Origin of the sequence: Rossellomorea aquimaris (assembly GCF_000935355.1) — a bacterium.
Classification (GTDB): domain Bacteria; phylum Bacillota; class Bacilli; order Bacillales; family Bacillaceae_B; genus Rossellomorea; species Rossellomorea aquimaris_B.
In genome coordinates this window covers 229,339-249,742 of the sequence record NZ_JXZC01000001.1, presented here as the reverse complement: position 1 = coordinate 249,742, position 20,404 = coordinate 229,339, and the positions used below count along the sequence as shown (strand labels likewise).

Annotated in this window: 18 protein-coding genes; 4 read left to right on the top strand and 14 right to left on the bottom strand. The window is 39.2% G+C overall.

The features are described 5' to 3' along the window. The first annotated feature begins 13 nt into the window (after nt 1-13). On the top strand, nt 14-1,153 hold the full coding sequence (locus tag TV75_RS01340; protein ID WP_044336772.1) for a toxic anion resistance protein: 1,140 nt from the start codon (nt 14-16) through the stop codon (nt 1,151-1,153). A 28-nt stretch (nt 1,154-1,181) separates the two neighbouring features. Here TV75_RS01340 and TV75_RS01335 read toward each other — a convergent pair whose 3' ends face one another. The 5 genes from TV75_RS01335 to TV75_RS01315 all read right to left on the bottom strand — a co-directional run bounded on the left by TV75_RS01335 (nt 1,182) and on the right by TV75_RS01315 (nt 7,415). Continuing rightward, nucleotides 1,182-2,756: a cation:proton antiporter gene (locus tag TV75_RS01335; protein WP_156142336.1), complete on the bottom strand. Its 1,575-nt coding sequence runs from the start codon at nt 2,754-2,756 to the stop codon at nt 1,182-1,184. Nucleotides 2,757-3,238: 482 nt separating this feature from the next. Then, the gene (locus TV75_RS01330) at nt 3,239-5,158 is read right to left on the bottom strand and encodes a vWA domain-containing protein (protein ID WP_044336770.1); all 1,920 of its coding nucleotides are present in this window, start codon (nt 5,156-5,158) and stop codon (nt 3,239-3,241) included. A 10-nt stretch (nt 5,159-5,168) separates the two neighbouring features. Further along, nucleotides 5,169-6,050, bottom strand: a complete 882-nt coding sequence (locus TV75_RS01325; RefSeq protein WP_044336768.1) for an ATP-binding protein — start codon at nt 6,048-6,050, stop codon at nt 5,169-5,171. 168 nt (nt 6,051-6,218) lie between these two features. Beyond that, on the bottom strand, nt 6,219-7,124 hold the full coding sequence (locus TV75_RS21050) for a GNAT family N-acetyltransferase (RefSeq protein WP_156142295.1): 906 nt from the start codon (nt 7,122-7,124) through the stop codon (nt 6,219-6,221). Between the two features lie 87 nt (nt 7,125-7,211). After that, nucleotides 7,212-7,415, bottom strand: coding sequence for a DUF6501 family protein (locus TV75_RS01315; protein WP_044336767.1), 204 nt, complete (start codon nt 7,413-7,415; stop codon nt 7,212-7,214). A 156-nt stretch (nt 7,416-7,571) separates the two neighbouring features. Between TV75_RS01315 and TV75_RS01310 the strand changes: the two genes are divergently transcribed. Then, on the top strand, nt 7,572-7,910 hold the full coding sequence (locus tag TV75_RS01310; protein WP_044336765.1) for a hypothetical protein: 339 nt from the start codon (nt 7,572-7,574) through the stop codon (nt 7,908-7,910). Nucleotides 7,911-7,948: 38 nt separating this feature from the next. On the opposite strand, the gene TV75_RS01305 is transcribed toward TV75_RS01310, so the two are convergent. The 4 genes from TV75_RS01305 to TV75_RS01290 all read right to left on the bottom strand — a co-directional run bounded on the left by TV75_RS01305 (nt 7,949) and on the right by TV75_RS01290 (nt 12,174). Further along, nucleotides 7,949-8,575: a DedA family protein gene (locus TV75_RS01305; protein ID WP_044336763.1), complete on the bottom strand. Its 627-nt coding sequence runs from the start codon at nt 8,573-8,575 to the stop codon at nt 7,949-7,951. Nucleotides 8,576-8,606: 31 nt separating this feature from the next. Further along, entirely contained in the window at nt 8,607-9,437 is an 831-nt protein-coding gene (locus tag TV75_RS01300; RefSeq protein ID WP_044336761.1) for a GNAT family N-acetyltransferase, read from the bottom strand. A gap of 39 nt (nt 9,438-9,476) precedes the next feature. Then, nucleotides 9,477-10,346: a gamma-glutamylcyclotransferase gene (locus TV75_RS01295; protein WP_044336759.1), complete on the bottom strand. Its 870-nt coding sequence runs from the start codon at nt 10,344-10,346 to the stop codon at nt 9,477-9,479. A 187-nt stretch (nt 10,347-10,533) separates the two neighbouring features. Further along, nucleotides 10,534-12,174 (bottom strand): AMP-binding protein, encoded by a 1,641-nt coding sequence (locus tag TV75_RS01290; RefSeq protein ID WP_044337943.1) that lies wholly within the window; start codon nt 12,172-12,174, stop codon nt 10,534-10,536. Between the two features lie 402 nt (nt 12,175-12,576). Here TV75_RS01290 and sda point away from each other — a divergent pair, with 402 nt between their 5' ends. After that, nucleotides 12,577-12,711: a sporulation histidine kinase inhibitor Sda gene (gene sda / locus TV75_RS01285; RefSeq protein WP_044336757.1), complete on the top strand. Its 135-nt coding sequence runs from the start codon at nt 12,577-12,579 to the stop codon at nt 12,709-12,711. A gap of 104 nt (nt 12,712-12,815) precedes the next feature. On the opposite strand, the gene TV75_RS22450 is transcribed toward sda, so the two are convergent. The 3 genes from TV75_RS22450 to TV75_RS01275 all read right to left on the bottom strand — a co-directional run bounded on the left by TV75_RS22450 (nt 12,816) and on the right by TV75_RS01275 (nt 17,219). Continuing rightward, nucleotides 12,816-12,944 carry a hypothetical protein gene (locus tag TV75_RS22450; protein WP_301280404.1) on the bottom strand — a complete coding sequence of 43 codons (129 nt, stop codon included), beginning with the start codon at nt 12,942-12,944 and terminating at the stop codon, nt 12,816-12,818. Between the two features lie 173 nt (nt 12,945-13,117). Continuing rightward, nucleotides 13,118-14,353, bottom strand: coding sequence for a 2-oxoglutarate dehydrogenase complex dihydrolipoyllysine-residue succinyltransferase (gene odhB / locus TV75_RS01280; RefSeq protein ID WP_044336755.1), 1,236 nt, complete (start codon nt 14,351-14,353; stop codon nt 13,118-13,120). Nucleotides 14,354-14,372: 19 nt separating this feature from the next. Further along, nucleotides 14,373-17,219: a 2-oxoglutarate dehydrogenase E1 component gene (locus tag TV75_RS01275; RefSeq protein WP_044336754.1), complete on the bottom strand. Its 2,847-nt coding sequence runs from the start codon at nt 17,217-17,219 to the stop codon at nt 14,373-14,375. 540 nt (nt 17,220-17,759) lie between these two features. On the opposite strand from TV75_RS01275, the gene TV75_RS01270 reads away from it, so the two are divergent. Further along, complete coding sequence (locus TV75_RS01270; protein WP_044336752.1) at nt 17,760-18,272, top strand: spore coat protein; 513 nt, start codon at nt 17,760-17,762, stop codon at nt 18,270-18,272. A gap of 25 nt (nt 18,273-18,297) precedes the next feature. Here the strand turns inward: TV75_RS01270 and TV75_RS01265 are convergent, their stop codons facing one another. After that, entirely contained in the window at nt 18,298-19,707 is a 1,410-nt protein-coding gene (locus tag TV75_RS01265) for a HAMP domain-containing sensor histidine kinase (RefSeq protein ID WP_044336750.1), read from the bottom strand. Continuing rightward, nucleotides 19,704-20,384 (bottom strand): response regulator transcription factor, encoded by a 681-nt coding sequence (locus tag TV75_RS01260; RefSeq protein WP_044336747.1) that lies wholly within the window; start codon nt 20,382-20,384, stop codon nt 19,704-19,706. The genes TV75_RS01265 and TV75_RS01260 overlap by 4 nt, the downstream gene beginning before the upstream one ends. Nucleotides 20,385-20,404: the final 20 nt, after the last annotated feature.

The window sequence follows — 20,404 nt, the reverse complement described above, 5'->3', positions numbered from 1 at the left end:
CGGAGGTTTTACGATGGAGCAACGAAATGAACAATCTGAACTGGACCTTCTGCTTTCCAACCCGTTTGGAGATGAAATGCCTGCATTAAGTGAACAGACAAAATCTCCTTTGCTACTCGACCGCTTACCAAAAGAACAGCAGGAAAAGGCAAAACAATTGGCGGCGCAGATTGACTATAAAGACTATGAAGCGATATTGAAATATGGTACTGCCGCACAGACCCAGCTATCCACTTTCTCCCACTCCATGCTCGATCATGTACAAAAGCGGGACATCGGCCCGATTGGCGATGTGTTGGGAGATTTAATGAAAAAGCTCGAGCAAATGAATCCGGATGAGCTAAACACCAAGCAAAAAGGTGTCTTCAAGAAGCTATTTCGTAAAGTCTCTTCCTCCCTGCAGGAGGTCCTTTCCAAATATCAAAAAATCGGCTCACAGATCGATCGCATTTCAGTCAGACTCGAACATTCAAAAAAAACCCTGCTTGATGATAATCGACTATTGGAAACTTTATATGAAAAAAATAAAGACTATTTCCAAGCATTGAATATGTACATCGCAGCAGCTGAAGTTAAGCGTGAAGAGATTCAACATACACTGCTTCCTTCATTACGCAAGAAAGCTGAAGAAACGGATGACGAATTGATTTATCAGGAAGTCAATGATACCATGCAATTTCTAGACCGATTGGATAAGCGTATTCATGATTTAAAGCTGAGTAGACAAATGACCATTCAGTCTGCTCCTCAAATACGCTTAATTCAGAATACGAACCAGGCACTGGCAGAAAAAATACAGGCATCGGTGCTCACAGCCATTCCTCTTTGGAAGAATCAAATTGCAATAGCCTTGACTCTTTTGAATCAGCAAAAGGCTGTAGCCGCTCAGAAACAGGTTTCGCGCACCACCAATGAGCTCCTTCTGAAAAATTCAGAGATGCTTAAAACAAATAGTATTGAAACTGCGAAAGAAAATGAACGTGGAATCATTGATATTGAAACGTTGAAGAAAACACAGGAAAACCTTATTTCCACCATTGAAGAAACATTGGCCATACAAGCAGAAGGACGCCAGAAACGTCAGCAGGCAGAACAGGAAATGGTCACGATGGAAAACGACTTAAAACAAAAACTCATTGAAATCAGAAAGTAAAAGAGGAGCCGATTTGGCTCCTCTTTTACTATTTTTCCTCATTATGAACAATGCTATCGGTTATATCATCATATTCTTTTTCAGCGATGGAGCTTGTGATGATTTCTTCTTTTTCCAGTTTTGCAACAGCCTCATATTCTGCGTATAATGCGTGTTTTCTCAGTGTCGTAAGCTGATCTGCTTTTATGACCGGATTTTGTTCAAATAAATCATCCAACTGAGCTTTTAGCATATCAATTCTTTTTGTGTACGTATCGATAAGCTCATTTGATACAGGGTCTGTAATATAGAGCTTTTGTTTTACCCGATGGATTTCACCAATGGCTGTTTCATATCTGTGTAGTTGACTGAGCAATTTTTCAAATTCTGCATGTCCCTCTTCCTTTGGTTTAATACCTAATACATTGATTAGTGGTTTAATCGTTAATCCTTGAATGACAAGGCTGAATAATACCACACTGAATCCAAGAATAAGGACGTCTTCCCTGCCCGGAAAGTCTCTTGGCAGGCTAAGTACCAATGCAATGGATAGCGACCCTTTCAAACCTCCCCAATTCAAAATATGCTTCCATTTATGAGGAAAGTTCCCAATGAGAGATAGACTTGTATAGACGGCAATACTTCGTGCCAAGAGTACTAAGACAATGGCTGCGAAAATATAAGGCCATTTTTCAACTAGGTCAATCCTTGTTATTTCCAGGCCGACCATTAAAAAAACGAGTGAATTGGCCAGTAATGCGGCTACATCCCAAAAGCTATTAATATTCAACTTGGTCGTAGGACTCATACCGATTTTCCCGCCATAATTTCCAAATATAAGAGCCGCAATGACCACTGCGATAACACCTGAAGCATGCACACTTTCTGCAAGAAGGAATGAACCGTAAAACAAAATCACACTAAAAATAATTTCCAACGGATAGTCGTCGAAGTACTTCGTTAATATGGAAAATGCATAACCGAGGGAGCTTCCAATAATGACCCCCAGGGATACTACCCGGATGAACTCCCAAATCCCACTTCCAAGTCCGGCCCAGCCTGCATCGATATAGGATAGTAAATAGTAAGCTGAGATATTGAACAGTACCACGGCTAAACCGTCATTAAATAAGCTTTCACCTTCAATGACAACAGCAAGCCTCTTCTTTACCCCTACGCTTTTGAATATGGATAATACACTGACAGGGTCAGTCGCACTCATCAATGCCCCAAAAACAAATGCTGCCGGAATGGGAAAGTCAAAGAAGTAATAAGAGGTAAATCCTATTATCAAGAAAGAAATGAATGTTCCACCAAAAGCCAGGGCTATAATAGGCTCCTTGTTAGCACGCAAATGAGTAAAAGGCAGCTTCAAAGCTGCTTCTCCCAAAAGCGCTGGTAAAAATAATGTGATAATGACGAAATTAAATACTTCCCCTTCTGTTATAAAACCCTTGAGGGGCTCAAGAACTGGTATATTGAACAACCCGATAAGGGCACCTACAATAACAAGTGCAATTGGATACGGTTGTTTGAATTTCTTGGCTATCGCCGTTATGCCTGCTGCGATCATCACTAAAATAAGTCCCAGTTCAAAAATATGGTGCATATCCAACTCATGCAAAATCACCGTGACCTCCCTTATTCTATAAATTTTTCCTCATCTTATTATTCATTAACCTTCCCTTCATCATGAATACAACTCGTATTTATATGATTTTCACCATACAAAAAAGAATGACCTTCTACGATAAAGTGAGAATAATCATTCTTTTTATTATACATTTTTTTCCTCTCATAATGAATTTTTCACCTACAGATTTTTAGCAAACCATGGCTGTTTCTTAGAGGCTCTTTTTTGCCTCCACCCTTTTAGATTTAAGATATGATTCATTCTGTGATATTCTTGAATCGCCGCATTCATATCAGAAATATTGTTCATCCTACCCATCCCCTTTAATGTTATTACTTTTAGTATATTGCAGGTAAAGGGGATCCGAATGAGATGGATGATTGATTTTGTTTCAGTCTAAGGACTGATTTGAATTGCTCCTCTCCCAAAAAAGACGACTACATGTTTCCCATGTAATCGTCTTGGTTATTCTTCTATATACTTTTATACAGAAGCTTTCGTAATAAAGGAAACAACACCTCAGGGAGTTCTTCTACATCTGAAACAAGAATGCTGTAATTCCCATATATATTCTGAATGGTTTTTCTTTGCCCCTCATCTATCTCGCCGTTCGCTAGAAAGACGTTGATGACTTCTATCCCTTGTTTTCTTGCGTCTAAAACAGCCTCATGGGTATCAACAATCCCGTTTTGCTCATAATCCATGGCTGCTGGCTCACCATCAGAAAAGACAAGAAGGAATTTCTGTTTTTCGTTCCGTTTAATAATCCGTTCTGTCATTAACCGAATGGCAAAGCCATCCCTATTATCTTCTTCAGGCTGGAGCTGCATGATTTCTGAACCACTGTTAGGTTTTAAGGAAGAATAGAAATCCAGTACAGGATTCATATAATTGGGTTGACTGGTCTTTGTCGCCCTGTTAGTATCTTCCCAGAATCCCACTACCTCATGTGGTACACGAACCGATTTTAATGATTCATGAAATAACGTAATCCCCTGCTTCGTTTGATCCATTTTGTCATACATCGAACCTGAACAGTCCACTAATAATGAGAAAACAGCATCTATTTCAGATGAAGGGTTTTGCTTTTTATAGAAAAGTCTTGGGTTATCATCTGTGATAAAGCGCAATAATTTTTTGTTCAGCCTGCCGAAGTGCAAATCACTTCTGGGCTGAATTCGCTTATGCTCCAATGTTTTCTCAATCATTTTCTGAAGTTTCTTTTGATAAGGAGCAATAATGCCTTTGTTTAGGTTATACAAGTGCTTGTCTTCTGAGGATGGAACTGTTGGCGAAATAAAGTGAGGTACAGCAAAGCGATTATCCTTTCCATACTCAGCTTCCCCTCCACCAAGTTCTTCTCTTTCTTGCTCCTGTGCCTTCACATTTTGATACTGCTCCTGCTCCGTTTCTTTGGCTGAGCCCTGTACCATAGCCATTGCCTGGTCCCCATCATCTCCTTCACGGACACCTTTGCCCATAAGGTCTGATTGAGACCCTTGATCTAAGTCAAACTGAAGGAATGACTCCCCTTTGTCACTCGTTTCCCTGTGCCAAGTTCGGAATTCTTCATCTATCACTTCTTCCTCGCCTGTGCTCTCTTCTTCCAACACATCCTGATTAGCAAGAGGATCTTTTCTTTTTAAATCGTCAAATGTTTCAGTAAACATTTCCTCAGTGTCATATACATCTTCTGGTAGATGGAAGTATTCATTTAACATATCTTTTTTAACAATCTCATCTATTACTTCTACCATTTCCAAGCAAATTCTTACCACATCTTTTGTGTTACAGGTTTCAAAGAAGCGGGTGATTTGCCGATGCAAAAAGGGCATTGCTAAATCAATATCCTCATTTATCAGAACCGGTTCTTCTAATGGAGATTGGGCATGGAGAAGAAGGAATATAGAATTAAATAATGCATCTGTAAAAACACTTTTCGTTATATTCACTTTAAGTTGTGCTTCGAAATGCTGGCGATATAATTTTCTTCTCGTTTCAAATGATTTCTTTGTTCCGGGACGCTTTGATTTACAGATTTCCTCTAAGCGGGCCTCTTCACCAATGACAAAAAGCTGCTTGGCAAATCGGGGAACAGACGTGGCTTTCACCTTCTCAATATAATCGATAACCTCTTCGTTCATGGTTTCATGAAGATTACCGATCGTCCTTAAATAAATATCACTTTTCAATCCATGTATTTCTTCTTCTTTTTTCCGGTGATCCCAAAAATGACTGACATAAACCGTTCCTTCTTTATAATCGAGATAAGAAAACGGTCCGTATTTCAAGTTCATATCGGCATTTTTGGAAAGTGTTTTCGTCAAATCAGCCATTTCCATCACTAAAAAAGAGTCAATGGTTTCATCATTAAATTGGATAAATCGATGCATTACATGTCCCTCATTCAAATAATGTTTCAGCTATATTTTGAATAGCCGCCTTTTCTCGTTCGTCTTCCAGTTTATCAACGATTCCACGTTGTATAGCCCTTTTTGCCGGCAAGTAAACGGCTAAATCACAGGCATCTAAAAGAGCACGTATGGATGCCGCTTCTTCTGAAATTTGACCATTTTTCACTTGAACCAATAAATCCGAAGACAGAGCTACAAACTGAGTAATAAGCTTAGAATCGGAAAGCTTGCTTTGACTTTCAATCACACTCTTTAACGTTTCCCCTTCGATGTACGGTACATCGATTACAACAAAGCGATTTTTTAGTGCTTCATTTAATGGAACTGTGCCTACATATCCTTCATTAATTGCCGCTATCACACCGAATGTTGGTGCGGCTTTGACTATTTCCCCTGTAAATGGATTAGTTATACTTCTACGGTAATCCAACACACCATTTAAGATTGGCAGCGTTTCAGGCTTAGCCATATTGATTTCATCAATATAAAGAAGATGCCCATTTTTCATCGCTTGAATAACAGGCCCTTCGATGAATTCAATGACGTTTTTTCCGTCTCTCTCGCTGATTGTTTTATAGCCCAGTAATGCTTCTGCATCTAAATCAACCGAGCAATTTATACTGTGCATCGGTTGGGAGAAGATGGATGACAAGGTATCTGATAGCTTCGTTTTCCCTGAACCAGTGGGTCCCTTAAGAAGAAGATTTTTTCCTAATGACAGAGAGATGATACTATCTTCAATAATATAGTCTTCACTAGCAGTATACCCCCCTTCTCCAATTAATGAAGAATGCTCAGGAGAAGAGAATAATTGTTTTCTCTCGTTTATTATATAAGTAACCGATTCTGGTAATAACCGTTCAACATTCATGTTATGACATCCTTTCCATTTCACATACTAGACATTCTACATGTAATAACGCTTACACTGCAAAGGCTATGCCTAATTTTGTTTCAAAGCATTTATTTTAGTTCTGGATCAGCAACCAATAAATATCCCAAAATGTAAAAAAACACCCTTATATGGGTGTTTCAGCTTCTATACTTCTAAATCATATCGAGTGAACCCTCGATATACATACATTCCAGCCTTTTGATAAACAATGGTTGCGTCTGTATAGCTATCACTGTCGACTGAAAGAGCGGCTGTCGTCATTCCTTGCTCTTTCAATTTTGAAAAAGCATAATTGAGCAAATAATGGGCAAGCCCTTTGCGACGCCACTTTTTGCGAATCCCCAAATGAGTGATTTCCCCTAATTTTGTTTCATTGTTAACCGAACAAAAGACAAAACCTACCAGGTCTTTTTCTTCTCTTAATACAAACCAGAGATCGGGATCGAATGAGGGGCGAAGAAAACGTTTCATAAATTCTTCCAGACTTGATGGATGATAATCAAAGTGGTCCGAGAACACCTCTTCAAATACCTGATGAAGACTCTCCGCTTCGGTCTCTGGGTTGAAACTTGAAATACGATAAGATGAAGAGACTGATGCAACAGATAGATCTTTAAGGTCTTTTTTCATCTGAAACCAATATCGAGTTGGTGTAAAGCCATGTTTCTCAAAAGCCTTTTTCTCTTTATCAAGATTTGCAGATAGGATAATGGTTTTTGAGTCCGAATTCATTTCTTTCTTTCTCCTGGCTGATGTAAAAAGCTCTTCTGCCATCTCACCTATATAGAGCTCCATATGATCGTTAGGAAGGGCAAGGATTAACGAAGGTAAGCGGTGATCTTTTTCAGTAAGAATGGAGATAGCTACTAAATCCCCTTCATCCCAAAGCCCTCTTCGGTCAGGTTCAGGAATAGAATCCATCATTTCTTGAATTTCAGCTTCACTGGTTTGAACCTCTCCATATACTTCAGTTTCATAACTCTTGAAAAGGTTATTCAGAGATGCTTGGTCCTCCATAGAAATGATTCGCTTACTAAATGAGTGTTTCATTCTCTTTTCCCCATTTGCACCATATTTTAGTAGTATCAAAAAAGCCGGTTTCTCCTCATAAAAAGAAACCAGCCAGAAAGAAGTGGTTTATACCTCTTCAAAGTACACTTTGTAGAAGCCTCCCATTTTCCCACTCTCATCGATGACGAAGTAATACTCTTCAGATTCGTTTTTCACATCGTATTCTTTACCAATGGTTAAAACATTTTCAACTGTATATTTCTTAGCATCCGTATGTACACATTTTACCTTTTTTCCGGTATTGTTTTCCGTCCAAGTTTTGTGAATCAATTCAATAGCCTCCTTTTTGAATATACTATGCTAATAGTATATTCTTACAAAGCTATAAGTTCAACTACTATCTCATTTGTCAGTTTTCATATGATGTTCACATTCAACAAGGACATATGGTATATTATAGAAGGGATTTTCAGGAGAGGTTCGATTGTGATGGTGAGAAGCGCATTAAGTAGAATGGGGATATTCACGTTGATTTTGATGTTTTTTTACATGAGTACCCACCGGCCAAATGAAGAACAGTTTTATATATGGCTTCTAGATGAATACAATATTGAATGTAATAAATCCATAACATGTTCAAAGAAAATTGAGGGAAATACTTATTCAACTCTTATTGAAACAGGCTCTAACATTAAAAACGGTTACTTGCTATTTAATACTATCGGTAAAATATACGAGGATGAAAATGGCTCAAGAACCACAATTAAAGCTTTGGGTATACTCGGTAAGTATTTTACTATTATGAAAGACGAACAAGACAGATAGACTGATTAAAGGAGATGACTTCTTTGATCAGTCCTTCTTTATTTTCGATAACGGACTTTTTTCCATTTCGAGGCATTATGGGTTTTTTTCAATGTCAAAACAATACTGTACACGATAACCCCGATGAATAAAATGGAGAAAACAATTCCTGCCTTCACGCTCATTTCTTCCAACAATCCCTGAAAACTTTTTGGAAAGTATCTTCCAATCTGAAAATACGCAAATCCCCAAATAAAAGCAGATGGAAGCGCATATAAGAGAAACTTCATGAAAGAAATCCCTTTGGACGTTCCTGCAATATAAGGCATGAATAAACGAATGCCTGGTATAAAATAGCTGAAAGAAATTGCAAGCGGACCGTACTTTTTAATCCAATTTTCACCGTTATCAATGAGTTTTCTTGATTTATCTCCCTTCATAAACCGAGAAATTAATTTAGTTCCGAAATATCGTCCATTTAAAAAGGCGAAGATTCCATAAGAGATCAAACCACTATACATAAAGAAAAAGGAGGTATACGGGTTGAAATTTCTCCATTCAGATAAATATCCCGATAGTGCAGCAGCCAGCTCATTAGGAACCGGTAATCCTAAAAAAACAATCCAGCTAAAAAGAAACATGGCGATATATCCAAATTGATCAACCAATTGTAGTAAAATATCCATCCATTGTATCACTCCATTTCACTCAAAGAGACTATTTATTCGCGCTTTCAAAACTTGCCCGGGCTTTTCTATTCACTACCCAATATTGATAGGTTGAAAACGCTTGGAAGCCCAACCTCTTTAGAATGGGGGCTGAGTGGCCTACCCTGGCCTGACAGGTTACAAACCGACATTGCGCTCGTCTTGCCATTTTCAAACGATGCGCCACTAATGAAGAATATACCCCATCATGCCTTGCTTCTTGGAGCACCCCTCCTCCATTAAGGTAAAGGACTTCATGATCAGTGCTAAACCGATAATTTCCGTATCCAACGGGATGCCCCTCCTTATTGTAAGCCAATGTGAACCCACCATCCGGTCCCGATTTCCTTATAAACTCTTTTCTTTGTTTGAAAATTACCGGCTGATCTTCTTCCCTATACCCCCATATAGAGGAACTGATTTGTACAAGATCATGGATGTGAAGATCACTTTCAACTGTAATGACTCTATGATTAGTTGGAGGGATGAATGTACTCTGATTTAGATCAAATACAAGCCCCTCATACCTCTCTTCCATCATTCCATCCTTAGAATGGAGAAATTCCTCTTCTTGATCGATAAGCGGCTCCCTGATCCACATACTAAAGGATTCCTCCCCATAAAACGTTTCAATCTCTTTCCATTGCTCATGAAGTTCATGCATGTTGTTCGCAATGAATTTTGGTACCTTATTGGCAAATACATTTTTCAATTGTCTATTTTTAATGGCAACGATTCCATCACTGTGTAAACTAACCACTTCACTGGGGATCAGTCTGTCTGGATAGTCCCAGTGATGGGATTCTATTGCAGTAAATAATGTATGATCATTTACCATCATTTCTTCTCCTCCCGGGACTGGTCCAAGCATCTATTCGTCTTAGTCAAGAAGATTCTGTACCTGAACTTCTGTCATCCCTATTCCAAGTAATTGTTGCTGTAATTTTTCATGATAGGACTTGCTTACATGTGGTCGACTACCACGTAGAATCTCTTTTGCGTAATGTTCAGGGGGACACGTTTCCTCAAACTTACCTTTTACAATAAAGGTTAAAACGTCATGATAAAGCTTCCCGTCAATCTGTATGTCGATGAATGCTGCTCTATACCATCCAGGACCTACCCCCTCTCTTGTGAACAAGTATTCTACTGCTAGTTGAGGGATATCGTAGACTACCCCTTCCATTGTCCCTCCATCCTCGATGATATCTCCCCGGCCACCATCATGTACTTTAAAGAGATACTTCATGGAATATCCTTTTAACACTCCTGCACCAAGGCAGTTTTTAAAATGGTGATCTACTTGCGCTATTTTAAAACGCTCATCATCCATACACGAACCATACGCAAAATATAGTATTCTATCAGGCTTTTCATTTAGAAACTGATGTACTTTCCAATCTCCTGACAGAATTTCTTCCTTGAACAATTCTTCGTTCTCTGAATAATACACAAAAGCTTGCTGAGGTCCATCATCTGTGTCGACCAGCTTAAGCTTTCGTAAATAAAGGTTGTCTTCACGTTCTTCTATGAAATCCTCCAACTCATCCAACGGTGATAATATACTGGAGTTAATTTTATATAATTCGCCATAAGTGGTCCCATTGCCTTCTTTCAGTGCAGGAAATCCTCTTTTTGTATCGTAGAGAACACCTTCCACCCATGCTTGTTCCCTCACCAGAATAGCTTCCTTTAATAAAGAATGATTGCTTTCGTGTCTTCTTAACGTCCCATAAACAAAAACGTACACAAATAATCCCCTTCCTTTTGTTTACATAACTAAATTATTGTTTATTAACGAGTGAATCTTTCCTTTATTTTATCAAATAGTCTTTGGAAATTCAGTTATGTAATACTTCTATTATACTTCTATATCCGTAAGAAAAGGACATTCCCAATGAAATGGGCATGTCCTTTTTTAAGGAAGCGTTTTCAATTTATCGACTACTTTTAGGCAGAGCTGCTTCTTGCGCCTGCTCTCTTAAACGAAACTTTTGAATTTTCCCGGAGGCTGTCATTGGGTAGGAATCGGTAAACTCGATATACCTTGGAATTTTATGACGGGAAATCTTCCCTGTACAATATTCTCTGATCTCTTCTGGTGTTGACGTCTGACCTTCCTTCAAAATAATCCAGGCCATAACTTCTTCACCATAGACTTCATCAGGAATTCCAATGACTTGAACATCTAATACCTTTGGATGGGAATAAAGAAATTCTTCAATTTCTCTCGGATAAATATTCTCACCGCCTCGAATGATCATATCTTTTAATCTTCCTGTAATTCTACAATAGCCGTGTTCATCCATTACCGCTAAATCGCCAGTATGCAGCCAACCTTCATGATCTATGGCAAGCCTCGTAGCCTCTTCATTCTTGTAGTACCCTTTCATGACGTGATATCCACGAGTACACAACTCCCCCTGCACTCCATAAGGGACTTCCCGGTTTGAACCCGGCTCCACAATCTTCACCTCTACATTCGGTAAGGCTTTCCCTACCGTTTCTACCTTTAATTCAATCGGGTCATGGGTACGTGTCTGAGTAATGACAGGGGAAGATTCTGTCTGACCATATGCAATGGTTATTTCATCAGCCCCCATTTTATCCATGACGCCTTTCATTACTTCAATCGGACAGTTACTTCCGGCCATAATTCCAGTACGCAGATGGGACAGATCATACCCATCAAAATCCGGAAGGTTTAACTCAGATATAAACATGGTTGGAACCCCATGAAGGCCTGTACATTTTTCATCCTGCACCGTTTGAAGTACCTGTTTCGGATTGAATTCCTGTAGTGGAACCATTGTAGCCCCAACCGATACACATGCAAGAGTACCCAATACACATCCAAAACAATGGAAGAATGGCACCGGGATACATAAACGGTCTTCGTTCGTCAATCTCATGCACCCGGCAATATTATAACCATTGTTTACAATGTTGGAGTGAGTAAGCATGACTCCTTTAGGAAATCCGGTCGTTCCTGACGTATATTGCATGTTGATGGCATCATGGGGTGAAAGGCTCGAAAGTCTTTCATCCAACATATCTTCCTCTACTTCATCCCCTCTGTCCATAATATCCTGCCAGCTATATGTACCTGGATATGATTTCTCTCCTAAGACAATTACATTTTTTAAGTAAGGAAGCTTTGGACTCTCCAATTCGCCGGGCTGGGACGTTTTCAATTCAGGACATATTTCGTACAGCATGTCTATATAGGAAGCCCCCCTGAACTCTTCCATCAAGATAATCGTTTTACAGTCAGACTGCTTTAATAGGTATTCTAGTTCAGCGGTTCGATAATTTGTATTTACGGTTACCAGTACAGCTCCCATTTTGCCTGTTGAAAATTGACTTACTAACCATTCAGGAGTATTGGAAGCCCATATCGCGATATGATCCCCTTTTTTGACCCCAAGATCCATTAACCCTTTTGCAGCTTGTCTGCACCGTTGGTTAAATTCATGATAAGTCCATCTTAATCCCCTGTCTGCGTAGACGACCGCTTCAACCTCAGGCTGAATACGAGCTTTTTCTTCTAGTAATTCTCCTACAGTTACATGTAAAATCTCCGTCAAATGAATATCCCCCTTTATCTGTTTCCTATTACAGCCTGGAACATTTCAATATATGTTGTAGTCAAAGAGGTTAAAAATTGCAGTTCCTTATGCGTGTAATATTATCACAAAAATGAAAATTTTCAAACTAATTAACCGGGATTTTCTTTTGTCTTTTATCTAAAGGAATAGCTATTGACGGTAATGAGTTGACAAGTTTCTACATCTCCTGTAAGGTACAAACATTTTATATAGACAAAAAACATCTTCTCTAAACCTTTTTCTACATAATAACTAAAAATACTACTTTAGACGCAATTTATGAAAAAACCCTTTTCAAATGAGGAATTTCTATGTAGAATAAATAGAAAATATAGAAAATTCTATATTTTACACATTCCTGGGAGGTTGGTCATGAAAATCTTAAGTAATGAACAGTTGGTGGCAGCTTATCGTGATGCTGAGAAACAAGGGAATGATCAAGACTGGATTTTACTTCTTAAGAAAGAAATTCGTAACCGAGGATTGAAACCTTTTAGGAAATCTTAACAGTGGGAAAAAAATAAAACTAGCTTATCTCACCCCCTGAGATGCGATTATGGCGACAGACTCATTTTCACTTGAGTCTGTCTTTTTTCATTTTTAATCATACGTTAGTTATGCTTCTTACAATTTGCTCCATGGTATTCCTCGATTTGTTTGAATTGTTCATTATCCAGCAACCCCATTTTATGAAACAGATACGAATACTGAATCACTTTTTTTGAATTGAAGTTCTTCATTATTACATCCCCCCTTATTCATGTCCAAGAGTTTCCTTTGGCAAACTTTATTTTAGTTATCCATATTTTATTCTCCAGGTAAAAAAACGTGAAAAAAAAAGCTGATTCATACATCCATTAATGGATCTATGAATCAGCCAAACATTCATCTATTCTTGTTCAATCAGGACTACTTAACCTTCAAGCAATAAATCTTCCGGATTCTCTAGTAAATCTTTCACCATTGCAAGGAATCCTACTGCTTCTTTTCCATCAATGATTCTATGATCATATGATAAAGCAATATACATCATCGGACGATTTTCCATTGTATCTTTATCAATGGCCACTGGGCGAAGTTGAATCTTATGCATTCCTAAAATACCAACTTGCGGTCCATTTAAGATAGGAGTGGATAGTAATGAACCGAATACTCCACCATTTGTAATCGTGAATGAACCACCTTGCAGATCCCCAAGAGATAATTTATTGTTTCTGGCCTTTGTAGCAAGATCCATGATTTCCCCTTCGATTTCCGCAAAGTTCTTGCGTTCACAATCGCGGACAACAGGTACTACCAGTCCATCATCAGTAGATACGGCTACGCCGACGTCATAGAATTTCTTAAGGACAATTTCATCCCCATCAATTTCAGCGTTCACATATGGGAATTTCTTAAGGGCTGCTACAACTGCTTTTGTAAAGAAGCTCATGAAACCAAGTCTAACATCATGGTCATCAAAGAACTTATCCTTTTTACGTTTACGCAGTTCCATTACTTTACTCATATCAATTTCATTAAACGTTGTAAGCATGGCAGCTGTTTGCTGAACCTCGACTAAGCGTTTCGCAATCGTTTGACGACGGCGGGACATCTTCTCGCGAACCACTGGCTTTCCATCATCTTTTTTTGCAGGTGCCTTCTTTTCTTGAACAGAAGGTTTAGATGGAGCTTCTGCTGGCTTATTGCTATATGCTTCAATGTCCTGCTTACGAACACGGCCTAGAGGGTCTGTTGGCACATCGGAAAGATCGATACCTTTTTCACGTGCCAACTTACGAGCCGCGGGAGAAGCGATTGGACGATTTTTTTTGTCCTCTTTCGCCGGTGCTGCTTCCGTTACCTCTTCTTTCTTCTCTTCCTGTTTAGGGGCAGGTGCTTCCTCTTTTGTTTCAGAAGTAGCTGGGGCTTCTCCTCCAGCACCAACTATGGCAATAACTTGACCGACTTCAACCGTATCTCCTTCATCGGCTTTCAGTTCTTGTATCGTACCTGCTTCTTCTGAAATGACTTCAACATTGACTTTATCTGTTTCAAGCTCAACGATGTATTCGCCCTTTTCCACGTAATCCCCCGGCTGTTTCAACCATTGAGCAATTGTACCTTCTGTAATTGATTCTGCTAATTCTGGAACTTTTATTTCTGCCACTGTGATGTCCTCCTCTTTCTTATCGAGTTAACGCTTCATTAATAATGCGTGATTGTTCTTTTTTGTGTACTGTTGGTTCACCTTCTGATGGACTGGAACGTCTGCGACGACCAACATAATGCACTTCAACACCTTCAGGGGCAATGTCGCGGAGTCTTGATTCTGCAAAAGTCCATGCTCCCATATTCTTAGGTTCTTCTTGAATCCATACAATTTCTTTAAGGTTTGAATATCTTTCAAGAATGGCTGATATATCACCTTTAGGGAAAGGATAAATTTCTTCTACTCTAAGAATGTGTAACCAATCTTTATCATTGATATCTTGAAGCTTCTCTTCCAAATCAATCGCTATCTTCCCACTGCACAGGACAACCCGTTCAACAGAATCAGGATTCTCACCAAGCCCTTTTTGCTCCAGGACTGAATGGAATTCTCCATGAGCTAATTCTTCAGCTGTGACAGCTGCGAATTGATTTCGGAGCAAGCTTTTCGGCGTCATGATGACAAGCGGCCTTACTTCCTCTTTTTGTAAAATGGCAGCCTGCCGTCTAAGAATATGGAAGTATTGACCAGCTGTAGAACAGTTGGCTACCGTCCAGTTATATTCTCCTCCCAGTTGCAGGAATCGTTCTAGGCGAGCACTTGAGTGTTCTGGACCTTGACCTTCATATCCATGAGGCAGGAGCATGACAAGTCCGGTTTTTTGACCCCATTTAGCACGGCCTGCCGATATGAACTGATCAAACATCACCTGTGCCATATTGGAAAAATCTCCAAATTGAGCTTCCCAAAGAACCAGGGTTTCCGGTGCGAAGACATTATATCCATACTCATATCCTACAACTGCTGTTTCAGTGAGTGGACTGTTAAGGACAACAAACGAAGCATGACTGTCCTTCAGATTGTGTAAAGGAATGTATTCATCACCGGATTTTTCATCATGAAGAACCAGGTGGCGTTGAGCGAATGTTCCACGCTCTGAATCCTGTCCCGTTAATCGGATCGGCGTACCATCCTTCAGGATAGAAGCGAACGCCAATGTCTCAGCATGTGCCCAGTCAATTTTCCCTTTACCTTCAAATACCTGACTTCGTCTTTTTAGGATGCGCTCCAGCTTCTTGAACACATTAAACCCTTCAGGCCATTGAAGCAGTTCATTGTTTATATCTTCAAGCTTATTAAAATCAACACTCGTATTAATTTCCGGTAAGCCATTTGCTACATACTCAGGTGGAGCAAGTACGGTGTCAGGATCATCGTCTTTTGCAGGTACTTTATCGTAAGCCGCTTTTAATTCTTCTTCGATGCCGGCATCCATTTTTTCCACATCTGCTTCTGTGACGATTCCTTCTGAGATTAATTTTTCGGCATATAGCTTTTTGACATTCGGATGGTTTTGAATGACAGAGTACATTAATGGATTCGTCACCATCGGTTCATCCATTTCGTTATGACCAAAACGACGGTAGCCGATCAAATCAATGACAAAGTCTTTTCCAAATGTTTTACGATATTCATAGGCGAGCACCGCTGCAGCGAGACAAGCTTCGGGATCATCTGCATTGACATGGACAATCGGCACTTCAAAGCCTTTAGCAGTATCAGATGCATATTTGGTAGAACGAGAATCACGGCTTTCAGTCGTGAAACCGATCATATTGTTCGCAATAAGATGGATGGATCCACCCGTATTATATCCACGCAATTGGCTCATATTTAATGTTTCAGCTACAACACCTTGTCCAGGGAAGGCAGCATCTCCGTGAATCATGATGGCATAGGAAGATTCCGGTGATTGCTCTGGATAGCCTCTATCTTCACGAACTTCTTGTGCAGCACGTGTGTAACCAGCAACAATCGGGCTCACAACCTCTAGGTGACTTGGGTTATTCGCCAGAGTGACACGTGCTCTCGCTGTTGACGACTGTAGAGGTGAGATTTCACGATCAGCACCTAAATGATACTTAACATCACCTGTCCATCCAAATGTGATTCCAATTGATCCTTCTGAAGGAATCAGATCCTTGCTTGGAGCATGTTGGAATTCCGCAAAAATCATTTCATACGGTTTACCGATGACATGGGCCAGCACGTTTAAGCGCCCCCGGTGTGCCATCCCGATATTGACTGTTTTAGCACCTGATTCTACTGAATAACGAACCATTTCATCCAGTAAAGGCACCATAGAATCCAATCCTTCAATTGAGAAACGCTTTTGACCAACGAACGTACGGTGAACATATTTTTCAAATCCATCCACTTCGGCAAGTCGTTTCAACAACGCAAGTTTCTTTTCGTTAGAAAGTGGAGTGAAATAGGATTCTGATTCAATCTTTTCTCTTAACCAATTCTTCTCTTCCAACTCATGAACATGTGCATATTCAAATGCCAATTTTTTAGTATAGACCTGTCTTAAATGATTGATTGCCTGCAATCCATCCTTTATGTGAGAAGGTGCATTCGGGCATAAAAAATCAACAGGTATCTGCTTTAAATCATCTTCAGATAAATTAAACTCAGTTAGTTCAATCCTTCTAGTGTCTTTGTTTCGGTCATTAAGGGGATTAATATCCGCAGCTAAATGACCATATGTACGAATATTGTCTGCCAATTTGACTGCAGCTACCATTTTGCTTAACGCAGTAGGTTGTGCTGGTAAAGTGAATGATGTATCCCCATGCTGAGCGCTTGCGATTACTTGTACGTCTTCAGCTGTAGGAGGGCCCCATTGTTCGAATAATTCTTTCAATTCAGGATCTACGTCTGTTGGATCCTCCAAGAATTGTTCATAAACCTCCATTACATAACCTAGGTTCGGTCCGTAAAACGATTGCCAAGGTTCCCCTTTTGCCGATTGTTTTTTCATTGTGAAAAACCTCCAACTATTTTGCCAGTTAGTATAATTTGGGTATCATGTATTCTTACAATTCCAAAGTCATATTTCATTATGCAAGAATAGTAATTTCAAACACATAAAAACGCTTACAAGGACATTTTATCACTGTGCAGTAGTAAGATAAAGTCTTTATAACAAATTTCTCAAAATTTTGTTTTTCGTATTATGCATATGGATATTACTTATATTCCCATAATAAATTACAAGAAAACCTTTTTGTGTATCGACTATTCTGAAATAATATTTTATTAAGCGCTTTCTCTTTCACCTTCTTGTATCCCTGATATGAGGGTACTTTTTTCATAAACCATCTTACTACTGTTACTAAAAAAAACCAAATATTTTTTGTTGTTTTTCATAAATTTTTATAGATTATAAGATTTTCAGAATGACAAATAAACCTTATGTACTTTATTTCTTCCATTTTGTAAATGAACTCATCGCCCATCCATTGCATACAATGTAACAATTATGACGTTGGTCTATATAGATATAAGCGAGGTGGTTCACATGTTCCCATGGAGTTTATTTCCTTTCAATAAAGACATGAAAGATCAAATGAATCAGATGAATCCAAAAGAAATGGATTCCTATATACAAGGTATGATGAAAAAAATGTTACCGGGCGGATGGGAAGGTATGATGAATCCGAATGATATGATGAGCGGGGCGCAATCCTTTATGAATCCAATGGGCAATCAAGGGCAGAAATCCCAGCGGGGTCAGTCTTCGCCTTCTACTAATTCAATATCTGCAAACGTTTTTGAATCATTTGAGGATATTTACATCCGGTTTCAGGTTCCTAGTGAAGAGTGGATGAAGCAATTGAAAATTTTCCACACGTCGAACCAGGCAATTATCGAAAACATCCCTGAGAAGGGGGATAGACAGGTCATTACACTCCCTTGTCTAGTGAAAAAAAAGGGCGCAGAGGCTCAATACAAGGACGGCATATTAGAGCTGAAAATACCTAAGAGCATCGACATGCAATACACAGAAATAGACGTCTCAGATAAATATTGAGACGTCTTTTACTTGTAGAGAACATTTAATGAGCGTACTTAAGAGTGATGCGTATAATGGTACCTGCAGGTTCATTCCTTAAGGCTTTAATTTCACCGTCGTAGTTTTGAATGATCTTCGATGCAATCGCCAACCCCAATCCATACCCGCCTTTTTCACGACTTCTTGCTTTATCCACGCGGTAGAACCGGTCAAAGATTTTTGGAAGATCTTCTTCTGGAATACCTATCCCTTCGTCTTTCACCTCGATCATCACTTCTTCTTCACGATTTGTTAACGTTATAACAATGTTTGAATGCTTTTCAGAGTATTTGACAGCATTATCTAACAGGATGATCATAATTTGTTCCAGATGCCTTGGCATAATAGTCACCATCGCTTTGTGATCCAATTCATCCATGCAAAAAAATGTGTGTTCTTGATGTAGAAATTTAAAGTCCCTAATAACCTTATCAACCACTTTTTGTGGATTGGCACGAGCTTTTTGAAGGTCAAATGTCTCCCGGTCCGCCCTGGAGAGTTCTAACAATTCACCTACAAGCCTTTTCACTCTTTCAAGTTCTTCCAATGACACCTGTAAAGATTCTTCTAGTATCGTCGGATCTTTTTTTCCCCACCTGTTCAAAAGAGCCAGATGCCCTTCTAATACCTGTATAGGCGTTCTTAATTCATGTGATGCATCTTCAACAAATTGCTGTTGTTGCTGAAACGATTTCTCAATTTGGCTCATCATCTTATTAAATATTTGCGATAGGTCACTGATTTCATCATGGGCCTTCACAATCTCTACTCTTTCGTGAAATCCTTTTCTTTCAATGGATCTCATTGTTTCAGAAAGCTTATTTAATGGACTCACAAAGTTTCTGGCCATGAAATAACCGATAACTGCACTGATCAAGAGGGCTAATACCCCCGTGATGGTCATCATCCAGAACAGGTTCTTCATAATCTTTTCATATCGGTTTAAAGGCTGGATAATTTCAACATATCCGTTGAATTGACTTGATCGTATCGGTGATCTTCCAATAAGCATTTGTATTCCCTCAGATTCAATGAGTGTAACAGACTTATCCCTAACAGGTTGAAAAGGAACGTAAAAAGCCGATTCATTTTCACCCCTGATTTCCAATACTTCATTCCCCTGACCACCTAAAATGCGTATAGTCTGGTCCTTTTCAGCTATTTGTTTCAAATAATCCCGACTATCATATATGTCCTGAAGCTGTATATTGGGCCCACTTTGTTTAAAAAACACCGTAATTTCATCCAGCACACGGCTAAAATTCTTTTCTTCTTCATCCACCATCCACTTACTGATTGCATGATATTGAAAAAAGCTAAATAAGAAAAATGCGAGGAATATGGCTGATCCAGCGGCTAATGCCCACTTCACTTTAAGGGAAGTGGGTTTTAAACGATTCATGAATGTATTCATGTCCTCATCACATATCCGGTACCGCGTACAGTTTGGATATAGCTATCTTCGTCAGGTGAGTCAATTTTATTTCGTAAGTATCTTACATAAACATCCACTACGTTCGTTTCAACCTCAGTATCATACCCCCACACTTTATTGAGAAGGACTTCACGGGTTAATACAATATTTATATTTTCTAAAAAAGCGAGCAAAAGGTCATACTCCCTTTTCGTAACCTCGATTTCATGATCAAGCTTAAATACTTGCCGGGACTCCTTTAGAACGGTGATATCACGGTAATGATAAGTTGTTTGATTAGAGGCTGCTTCATCATTTCCAGATCGTCTGAATACGGCCCTCAACCTAGCTAACAGCTCTTCAATAGCAAAAGGCTTTACAATATAATCATCTGCACCGCTGTCCAATCCTGATACACGGTCCATTACGCTATCCCTTGCCGTGATCATGACAATCGGAATAGCTTTCACTTGCCGGATTCTTCTGCATACCTCAAGTCCATTTAAATTCGGCAGCATTAGATCCAATAAGATTATGTCCCAATCTTCGTTTAAAGCTTTCTCTAACCCCCCTCTTCCATCATAGGCAAGACCCACTTGATATCCTTCATATTTAAGTTCAAGTTCAATGAACCGGGAGAGATTTTTTTCATCTTCTATGACTAATATCCTTTTCACATAAATCACCTGCTCTAAAT